Raw genomic sequence first — 10,047 nt, forward strand, 5'->3', positions numbered from 1 at the left:
CAACCACGGCCGCCGTCCCGCGTGACCCGTGCCCCGCACCGAAGGGCCGGCCCGGCCGACGCGCACCCGGCGCCCGGCCGGCCCTGACTCCCCGGCAGCTCGTCCTAGGCGGGCGGAGCGGCCTGGTGGGGCTGCTGCTCGTAGGGGTCGGGGTCACGGGGGCCGAACAGGGCCATGAGACCCAGGTGGACCACCAGGGCGCTCAGGGACCAGGCCAGCAGCGCTCCCTTGGCCCCGAGCTTCAGCGGCGCCGAGAACGTGACCCCCTTGCCGACGGCCTTGGCGTGCGCGACCACGTTCTGCGGAGGTCCGAGCCAGATCCCGACGCGCCAGGCGAGCAGCGATCCGAGCAGACCGCCCAGGGCGAGCGCGATCACCAGCGGCACACCGCCACGCCGTCGCAGAAGGAACACGACCAGGGCGCTGACCGCGCCGAAGCCCAGCGCGAGCAGGGTGAACGTCCCGTCGACGCCGATCGCCTGCTCGCCCTCGGTGTCCTTGAGATACACCGCGGTGGCGTCCGCGACGAGCGGCACGTGCGGCGTCAGCCACGCCCAGAGCACCCCGAGCAGAGCCCCCGCGAGCGCGACCGCGACCGTGATCACGGCGGCCTCCCGCAGTTCGGTCTTCATGCCGGGTCCGTCCTGTCCGTAGGAGACCTCGTACGCGCCCGGGTAGGCGGGGTGACCCGCGAAGCCGGGAGCGGTCTTGGCCTGCCAGTCGGGGTGCGGGTGCCGCCGGTCCTCGGGGGACGGTTCGTGCGGCGGCGGAGGTGGAGTCAGCGGAGCGGTCACCCTGCCATCGTGCCAGGCCCCGTCGGCGGCCGCGTCACCGGACGGCCGCCCGGCGGTAGGCCCAGGCCGCCAGGGCCAGCGAGACCGCGCCGACCCCGGCGCAGACGGCCAGATCGCCGAGGACGACGGGCCAGTCGGGACGCGCCGCGAAGGTGCGGGCGAAGGCCTCGACCCCGTAGGTCGAGGGCAGCAGGTCCCGTAGGTACTGCACCGGGGCCGGCATCCGGTCCGCCGGGAGGACGCCGAGGAGCAGGGCCGCGGACATGCCCATCTGGCCGAGCAGGGTGGCGAGCTCGGGCCGCGGCGCGAGCAGGCCGAAGGCGGCCCCGAGCCCGGCGAGCGCGGCGCCCGCGAGCGGGACGACCGCGGCCAGCACCCACAGATGGGCCAGCGGCAGCCCGAAGAGCACGCACCCGACGACGGCGGTGACGAGGGTGCCGGGCACGGTGAAGGAGGCGTACGCGGCCGCGGCCCCGAGCACCACGGCCGCGGGCGGCACGGGAAGCGTCGCGTAGTGGTCGAGTCCGCCGCTCGCCCGCAGCTGCCCGAAGTACTGGGCGAGCAGGTTGAGGGCGACGAAGGCGACGACCAGGACGGTCGACCCGGCCACCACGGCCCGCGCCTCGGCGCCACCGTCCACGACCCCGCGCATCATGATCATGATGCCGAGGGACTGGAAGGTGGCCACGAACAGCAGCGGGATCCGCGCGACGCGGGCCCGGGAGAGCTGCGCCCGGTACACGGCGGCCAGCGAGGGCCACAGCCGCGCCCGCGGCCCCAGCTCCGCGGCCGCTCCGGCGTCCCCGGCCAGGGGCGGCGCGCTGCCCGGCAGAACTCCCGCGGGTACGGCACTCACGTCGAACTGCTCCCCTTCGTCGGCAGCCGTCCTGCTCCGCACACGTACGACGCCCTTCTCCCGTACGGATTCCACGCCCCGGACACTCACGCCTTCACCAGTCCCTGCGTCGCGTGACCGCCGAGGGCCAGGTACACGTCCTCCAGGCTCGGCGTGGCCAGCGTGAAGTCGTCGAGCGCGGCGAAGGCGGCCCCGCCGGTGACCGTGGCCACGGCCGCGCGGGCCTCCTCGGGCGCGAGCCGCAGGGTCCAGCGGCGGCCCGACTCGACGGCGCCCTCCCGCAGCGCGGCGACCTCGGGGACGTGCAGCGGTGCGTTCTCGCGCCAGACGAGTTCGACCCGCACCTCGCCCGCGACCTGTTCCTTGAGCCCGGCCGGGGTGTCGCAGGCGATGACCCGTCCCTCGTCGAGGACGGCGACCCGGTCGAGGACGGTCTCGGCCTCGATGACGTTGTGGGTGACGAGCAGGACCGTGGCGCCCTGTTCGGCGCGGCGCCGGTCGACGGCGGCCCACACGGCGCGCCGGGCGACGGGGTCCATGCCGGTGGTGGGCTCGTCGAGGACGAGCAGCGGGCGCCGTCCGACCAGCGCGGCGGCGAGGCAGGCGAGTCTGCGCTGTCCGCCGGAGAGCTTCTTCAGGGGGCGGGAGGCGAGCGCGGTCAGGCCCAGTTCGTCGAGGACGGCGTCCCGTTCGGCCCGTGCGGCGCGGAGGTCGAGTCCGCGCAGCCGTCCGGTCGTCTCTGCGGCGAGGGACACGGTCAGCTCGTCCAGGGCGGTGGACTCCTGCCCGAGGTAGGCGAGGATGCGGGCCGCCCGCTCAGGGTGGCGCACGATGTCGTGCCCGAGGATCTCGACGCTGCCGCTGTCGGGGCGCATCAGCCCGGTCAGCTGGCGTACGAGGGTGGACTTGCCGGCGCCGTTCGGTCCGAGCAGGCCGAAGATCTCGCCGCGGCGGATGTCCAGACGGACCCCGTCGGTGGCCCTGACCTCGGGTGTCGCCGGGGTGCCGCGGCGGCCGCGGACCGCCGGATAGGTCTTGGTGAGACCTCGCACGGCGCACACGACATCGCCCCGGTGACCCGTCGGTGCTGCCTGTGCCGTGCGCGTACTCACGAAGGACGAGAGTACGTGGTCCGGGGCCCCTCCATGCGACCGGGCCGCCGAGGCCCCCGGACGAGGCCTTCCGCGGACCCGCACGGACGGCCTCGGTCCACGGCCCGGCGGACGCGAACGCGAGCGGCCACCGGACGTGTGCGGCCCCTCGCCCTCCGCCGGACGCGTGCGTCACTCCCGGCAGGACGCGTGCCTCGCCCTCCGCCGAGCGCGTGCCTCAGAATGCCCGCGCCCGTCGCCGGAGGCGTGCCTCACCCGTCGCCGGGCGCGTGTCTCACTCGCCGACGGGCGCGTGTTCCGTCGCGGTGCGCACGTCGATCTCCCGCCAGAAGCCGGCCCGGATCGCGTAGCGGTCGTGCTCGTCGATCTGGTCGTCCTTGTGCGCGAGCAGCCCGAAGCGGGCCGCGTAGCGCAGCAGCTCGCCGTCCACCCGGTGCGGCACCCGCGGATACATCGCCGACAGCTTCTGGAGGTGGCTCGGGTCGGTCAGACGCCCCATCCAGCGGCGCGCGAAGACCTGCCCGACCTCGTACGGGTCGCCGCCGACCGTGGTGATGTCCTCCTCGCGGTCCGCCCACCGCTGCTCCGCGGAGGTGAGCTGGGCGAGTGTGGGCAGCGCGGCCGCCTCCGGGGTCTCGGTGGTGCCGCCGGGCCGGTCGACCCAGCCCTTGTCCGAGGACCAGCGCAGGGTCGCGTTCGTGGGGTGCTGGGCGGGCTGGGTGCCCGGTCCGCGGAGCGCGGCCAGGTCCTTGGGGGTGGGGACACCCTTGGGGGCGGAGACCCGCTCCTGGGTGCCGTCCTGGGCTTCGGCCGCCTGGTGGTGCTCGGCCTCCTGGGCGGAGCGCTCGGCAGCGGCGGCGAGCGCCGACTCGGGCAGCGGCGCGGAGAGGATGGCGGCGATCTCGGGGCGGGGCACCGGCGGCGGGGCGCAGACTCCGCCGGTCTCCTTGGCGCGGACCGCCTTGGTGATCCAGGCGCGGTCGAGCACCCGCCGCTCGTCGGCCTCGGCCACCAGGTCCTCGGACTGGTTGTAGTCACCGTCCGCGGCCTGCACGGCCCACAGGTGCACGGCCACGCCGTGCTCCTTGGCGGCCATCATGCCCGGCAGCAGATCCCCGTCGCCGGTCACGAGGACCACGTCGGAACAGGCGCGGTTGCGCGCGAGCTCGGTCAGCTCGGCGTGCATGGCGGCGTCCACGCCCTTCTGCGCCCAACGCCCGTCGCTGCGGGTCAGCGCGCCCAGGCGCACGGTGACCCGTGGCATCACGCGCAGCCTGCGGTGCTCGGGCTGCGGTACGCGGTCGGGGGCTCCGTCGAACCAGTAGATGCGCAGCAGGGGCCGCTCGGTGTCGGACTCGGCGCGTTCGCGCAGGCCCTGGATGAGGGCGGCGTGGTCGACGGTGATCCGGGATCGTGACGGCTCCCCGGCGAGGAGACTGGCGGCGGCCCCGAGCAGATACCCGGCGTCCACCAGGACGATGCAGCGGTCCACGCGATCCACCCTCTTTCCGGGAGGTTTGCTTCGGGCTTCCTTGGAGTCTGCCCGACCGTGCGGAGGTTAACGGCCGGAACTCGATCTTCGGCGTGGCGGATCGGAAGAACACCTGCCGACAGGTCTTGTTACGCACGGTAATTCTACGAAATGCGCTGCTTGTCAGCCTATGTGAATCTGGTCGCGGCCCTGGCCCCTAGATCCCCCTCAGGAGGCAGATCACCATGGCCAAGAACAAGAATCGCAAGCAGGGCGGCCAGCAGGACCGCTCCTCGCAGGCCGAGCGTGCGCAGGAGCAGGCACAGCGGTCGTCGGCGCAGGCACAGCAGTCGCCGATGTCGCAGGCCCAGGGCAGCCCCGCTGATGTTGCCCGTAAGCATCAGAGGCGTTTCGGCCACAACTGAGGCCGTTGCGCGGGCCGTTGAGGCCCAGGCATGCAGCGAGGGGCGCATCCCGTGCGGGATGCGCCCCTCGCTGTGTGCGCGCGGACCGTCCGCCCCGCCTCGGCGGGGCGGACGGTCTCCGCCGCCTCAGCCGGCCAGGCAGGCCGGGCCGAGCAGCACCTTCAGGTCGCCGAAGAGCGCCGGATCCGGCTTCACCCGGTGCCGGTCGAGCCGCAGCACCGTGGTCCTGCTCGGGCCCTGGAGCCGGATGCGGACCTCGCTCTCGCCCTTGTGGTGGCTGAGGATCTCGCCGAGCCGGCTGATCATCGGCGGCGTCACCTTCAGTGCCGGGATGGTGAGGATCACGGGGGCGTTGGTGCCCGCGTTCGACAGGTCCGGGACCTGGAGTTCCATCGCGACCAGCCGCGGCACGTCCTCGCGCTTGTCGAGGCGGCCCTTGACGAAGACGATCGCGTCCTCGACCAGTTGGGTCGACACCAGCTGGTAGGTCGCGGGGAAGAACATGCACTCCATGGAGCCGGCGAGGTCCTCGACGGTGGCGATCGCCCAGGCGTTGCCCTGCTTGGTCATCTTGCGCTGGAGGCCCGAGATGATGCCGCCGATGGTGACGACCGCGCCGTCCGCGTGCTCGCCCCCGGTCAGCTGGGAGATGCCCGCGTCGGCCTTGTCGGACAGGACGTGCTCCAGGCCGAAGAGCGGGTGGTCGGAGACGTACAGGCCGAGCATCTCCCGCTCCTGGGCGAGGAGATAGGCCTTGTCCCATTCGTCGGTGGTGAACTCCACGTCGAGCCCGAAGCCGGGCTCGCTGGTGTCCTCGTCGCCCATGCCGCCGAAGAGGTCGAACTGGCCCTCGGCCTCCTTGCGCTTGACCGCCACCACGTTGTCGATCATCGGCTCGAAGTGCGCGGTGAGGCCCTTGCGGGTGTGCCCCATCGTGTCGAACGCGCCCGCCTTGATCAGTGATTCCGTGGTGCGCTTGTTGCAGGCCACCGCCTCGACCTTGTCGAGGTAGTCCGGGAAGGACCCGTACTTCCCCTTGGCCTTGCGGCTGCGGATGATCGACTCGACGACGTTCGTGCCGACGTTGCGGACCGCCGAGAGGCCGAAGAGGATCACGTCGTCGCCCTGGGCGGCGAAGTTCTGCTCGGACTCGTTCACGTTGGGCGGCAGCACCTTGATGCCCATGCGCCGGCACTCGTTGAGGTAGACGGCCGACTTGTCCTTGTCGTCCTTGACCGAGGTGAGCAGCGCGGCCATGTACTCGGCCGGGTAGTTCGCCTTCAGATAGCCGGTCCAGTACGAGACGAGTCCGTACGCGGCGGAGTGGGCCTTGTTGAAGGCGTAGCCGGCGAAGGGGACCAGCACGTCCCACAGGCCCTGGATGGCCTCGTCGCTGTACTTGTTCTTGCGGGCGCCCTCCTGGAAGAGGACGAAGTTCTTGGCCAGCTCGTCGGGCTTCTTCTTGCCCATGACGCGGCGCAGGATGTCGGCCTCGCCGAGCGAGTATCCGGCGATGATCTGGGCGGCCTTCTGGACCTGCTCCTGGTAGACGATCAGGCCGTAGGTGACGGCCAGCACCTCTTCGAGCGGCTTCTCCAGCTCGGGGTGGATCGGCGTGATCTCCTGGCGGCCGTTCTTGCGCTCCGCGTAGTTGATGTGCGAGTTCATGCCCATCGGGCCCGGCCGGTACAGGGCCGAGACGGCGGAGATGTCCTCGAAGTTGTCGGGCTGCATCTGGCGGAGCAGCGAGCGCATGGGGCCGCCGTCGAACTGGAAGACGCCGAGGGTGTCACCGCGGCAGAGCAGTTCGAAGGTCTTGGGGTCGTCCAGCGGGAGGGCGAGCATCTCCAGGTCGACGCCCTTGTTGGCCTTCACCATCTTGATGGCGTCGTCCATGATCGTGAGGTTGCGCAGGCCCAGGAAGTCCATCTTGAGCAGGCCGAGCGACTCGCACTGGGGGTAGTCCCACTGGGTGATGGTCACGCCGTCGGTGTGCCGCACCCAGATGGGCGCGTGGTCGACGATGGGCTCGCTGGACATGATCACGCCGGCGGCGTGGACGCCCATCTGCCGGACCAGTCCCTCGACGCCCTTGGCGGTGTCGATGACCTTCTTCACGTCCGGTTCGTTCTCGTACATCCCGCGGATCTCGCCGGCCTCGCCGTAGCGGGGGTGCGAGGGGTCGGTGATGCCGTTCAGGTCGATGCCCTTGCCGAGGACGTCGGCGGGCATCGCCTTGGTGAGCCGGTCGCCCATCGCGTACGGGTAGCCCAGCACGCGCGCGGAGTCCTTGATGGCGTTCTTCGCCTTGATCTTGCCGTACGTGCCGATCATGGCCACCTTGTCGGCGCCGTACTTCTCGGTCACGTACCTGATCACCTCGACGCGCCTGCGTTCGTCGAAGTCGATGTCGACGTCGGGCATGGAGACGCGCTCGGGGTTGAGGAACCGCTCGAAGATCAGGCCGTGCGGGATCGGGTCGAGGTCGGTGATGCCCATGGCGTACGCGACGATCGAGCCGGCCGCGGAGCCACGGCCGGGGCCCACCGCGATGCCCTGCTTCTTGGCCCACATGATGAAGTCGGCGACGACGAGGAAGTACCCCGGGAACCCCATCTGGATGATGACGTCCATCTCGTACTCGGCCTGCTTCTGGCGGTCCTCGGGGACGCCGCCGGGGAAGCGGCGCTCCATGCCGCGGCGCACCTCCTCCTGGAACCAGGTGACCTCGGTGAAGCCGTCCGGGATGTCGAACTTCGGCATGAGGTTCTTCGCCTCGAACATGCCGGTGGTGTCGATCTGCTCGGCCACCAGGAGGGTGTTGGCGCAGCCCTCCTGCCAGGCGTCCGAGGAGTCGACGGCGTACATCTCGTCCGTGGACTTCAGGTAGTAGCCGGTGCCGTCGAAGCGGAAGCGGTCCGGGTCGGAGAGGTTCTTGCCGGTCTGGATGCACAGCAGGGCGTCGTGGGCGGTCGCCTCGTGCGCGTACGTGTAGTGCGAGTCGTTCGTCACCAGGGGCGGGATGCCGAGCTTCTTGCCGATCTCCAGGAGCCCGTCGCGGACCCGGCGCTCGATCTCGATGCCGTGGTCCATCAGTTCCAGGAAGTAGCGGTCCTTGCCGAAGATGTCCTGGTACTCGGCGGCCGACTTCAGTGCCTCGTCGAAGTGGCCGAGGCGCAGCCTGGTCTGGAGCTCGCCCGAGGGGCAGCCGGTGGAGGCGATGAGCCCCTCCGACCACTGGGAGATCGTCTCCTTGTCCATCCGCGGCCACTTCTGGAGCCAGCCCTCGGCGTACGCGTCCGAGGAGAGCTTGAAGAGGTTGTGCAGGCCCGTCCGGTTCGACGCCCAGATCGTCTTGTGCGTGTAACCGCCCGAACCGGACACGTCGTCGCGCTTCTGGTGCGGCTGGCCCCACTGGATCTTGCGCTTGTTGCGCCGGGACTCCGGGGCGACGTACGCCTCGATGCCGATGATCGGGGTGACGCCCGCCTTCTTCGCCGTGTGGAAGAAGTCATAGGCCCCGTGGAGGTTGCCGTGGTCGCTCATCGCGATATGGGTCATGCCCATGTCGTTGCACGCGTCGAACATGTCCTTGAGCCGCGCGGCACCGTCCAGCAGCGAGTACTGGGTGTGGACGTGCAGGTGCGTGAACGGCGGCTTCGACACGGTTTCGGCCTCCAGGAAGAACCATCGGTGACAGGCTGCGGACAGTCTGGGGGGTCAGCGACGAAGTCTATGCCGAGGGACTGACACGCGACGGAGGATCATCCGTACCGTCGTACGGGGTGCCGGGACCGGGGTGTGCGTTCGGCGCCGGAACCCGGGCACTCCCGCGTATCTTCGTCCGTTGGAAGTGGACGGACCCTTTGTCCCGGGGCGGCGCGCCCGCCCCGTCATGTCCCGCAGCACCTGCACCAGGAGGCACCCAGCGATGTCGGTCCCGCAGCTCAGCGCCGAGCAACGCGGCGAGCAGATCCTCGCCGTATTCGACACCGCCTTCGGCGAGCTCCTGGCCGCCGACCCGGCCGCGTTCCGCGTGAAGTTCCGCAAGATGGCGGCCTCCGCCTTCGCGTTCTACCGCGGCACGGCGGCGCTGTTCTACCACGACCTCGACCAGGACCGGCGGGGCGGCCCGTATCTGGACGAGCGCACCTCGCGCGTCTGGATCCACGGCGATCTGCACGCCGAGAACTTCGGCACGTACATGGACGCCCAGGGCCGTCTGATCTTCAACGTGAACGACTTCGACGAGGCGTATGTGGGCCCCTTCACCTGGGACCTCAAGCGCTTCGCCGCCTCCGTGGCGCTCATCGGCTACGCGAAGGCGCTCAGTGACGAGCAGATCACCGAGCTGGTGCGGGTGTACGCGGCCGCGTACCGCGAGCGCATCCACGACCTGGCCACCGGCGCCAAGAGCGACGAGGTGCCGCCCTTCACGCTGGACACCGCCGAGGGCCCGCTCCTGGACGCGCTGCGCGACGCCCGGTCGCTGACCCGCTTCGGGCTCCTGGACTCGATGACCGAGATCCGCGACTTCGAGCGCCGCTTCGCGCCGGGCGGCGGCTCCATCGAGCTCGACGCCGCCACCCGCTACAAGGTCCTCGCGGCCTTCGACGGCTATCTGGAGACGCTCCCGGAGTCCTCGCTGTCCCGCCCGGACTCGTACAGGGTGAAGGACGTCGTGGGCCGCCGCGGCATCGGCATCGGCTCGGCGGGTCTGCCGTCGTACAACATCCTTCTGGAGGGCAACAGCGACGCCCTGGAGAACGATGTGGTGATCTACATCAAGCAGGCCCAGACCCCGGCCGTCTCCCGGCACGTCACGGACTCCGCGATCCGCGGCTACTTCCGGCACGAGGGACACCGCACGGTGATCTCGCAGCGCGCCCTCCAGGCGCACGCCGACCCGTGGCTGGGCTGGACCGAACTGGACGGCGCGGGCCAGCTGGTGGCCGAGGTCTCTCCGTACGCGGTGGACCTGGACTGGGGCGACATCGACGACCCCGAGGAGATCGCCGCGGTGGTCGCGGACCTCGGCCGCTCCACCGCCACGATGCACGCGGCCGCGGACGACGAGAGCGGCCACTCGGAGCTGGTGCCGTTCTCCACGGAACGGGCCATCGACGCGGCCATCGCGGCCGACGAGGAAGGCTTCGCCGACCTCCTGGTGGACTTCGCCCACAGCTACGGCTCCCGCGCGCGCGGTGACCACCAGATCTTCGTGGACCTGTTCCGCAACGGGCGGATCCCGGGACTGTAGAGCGCGCGGCCGGGGGCGGGGGGCGCGCCCCCCGCCCCGCCCCCCCCCCGCGCGGCCCGGTCGCCCCGCAAACGGTTAGGGGGCCCGGACGGGGGGGCGGGGGGGGCACACCACCCCCCAGGGCAAATA

At 71.1% G+C, this 10,047-nt stretch carries 7 protein-coding genes; 2 read left to right on the forward strand and 5 right to left on the reverse strand.

Annotated elements, in window-relative coordinates:
- Positions 1 to 104: 104 nt before the first annotated feature.
- The 4 genes from ACZ4AA_RS30140 to ACZ4AA_RS30155 form a co-directional block, all read right to left on the reverse strand.
- Entirely contained in the window at positions 105 to 794 is a 690-nt protein-coding gene (locus tag ACZ4AA_RS30140) for an AAA family ATPase (RefSeq protein ID WP_467609710.1), read from the reverse strand.
- A gap of 34 nt (positions 795 to 828) precedes the next feature.
- Complete coding sequence (locus tag ACZ4AA_RS30145; RefSeq protein WP_467609712.1) at positions 829 to 1,650, reverse strand: ABC transporter permease; 822 nt, start codon at positions 1,648 to 1,650, stop codon at positions 829 to 831.
- Positions 1,651 to 1,736: 86 nt separating this feature from the next.
- A complete protein-coding gene (locus ACZ4AA_RS30150; protein ID WP_467609729.1) occupies positions 1,737 to 2,711 on the reverse strand; it encodes an ABC transporter ATP-binding protein in 975 nt (324 codons plus the stop codon).
- Positions 2,712 to 3,036: 325 nt separating this feature from the next.
- Positions 3,037 to 4,254 (reverse strand): NYN domain-containing protein, encoded by a 1,218-nt coding sequence (locus ACZ4AA_RS30155; protein ID WP_467609714.1) that lies wholly within the window; start codon positions 4,252 to 4,254, stop codon positions 3,037 to 3,039.
- 224 nt (positions 4,255 to 4,478) lie between these two features.
- Between ACZ4AA_RS30155 and ACZ4AA_RS30160 the strand changes: the two genes are divergently transcribed.
- Positions 4,479 to 4,658, forward strand: a complete 180-nt coding sequence (locus ACZ4AA_RS30160) for a hypothetical protein (RefSeq protein ID WP_326788325.1) — start codon at positions 4,479 to 4,481, stop codon at positions 4,656 to 4,658.
- A gap of 126 nt (positions 4,659 to 4,784) precedes the next feature.
- Here the strand turns inward: ACZ4AA_RS30160 and dnaE are convergent, their stop codons facing one another.
- Positions 4,785 to 8,324 carry a DNA polymerase III subunit alpha gene (dnaE, locus tag ACZ4AA_RS30165; protein WP_467609716.1) on the reverse strand — a complete coding sequence of 1,180 codons (3,540 nt, stop codon included), beginning with the start codon at positions 8,322 to 8,324 and terminating at the stop codon, positions 4,785 to 4,787.
- Positions 8,325 to 8,589: 265 nt separating this feature from the next.
- On the opposite strand from dnaE, the gene ACZ4AA_RS30170 reads away from it, so the two are divergent.
- A complete protein-coding gene (locus ACZ4AA_RS30170) occupies positions 8,590 to 9,918 on the forward strand; it encodes a DUF2252 domain-containing protein (RefSeq protein ID WP_467609718.1) in 1,329 nt (442 codons plus the stop codon).
- Positions 9,919 to 10,047 lie beyond the last annotated feature (129 nt).

The sequence above is a fragment of the Streptomyces sp. NPDC024698 genome (assembly GCF_055559015.1).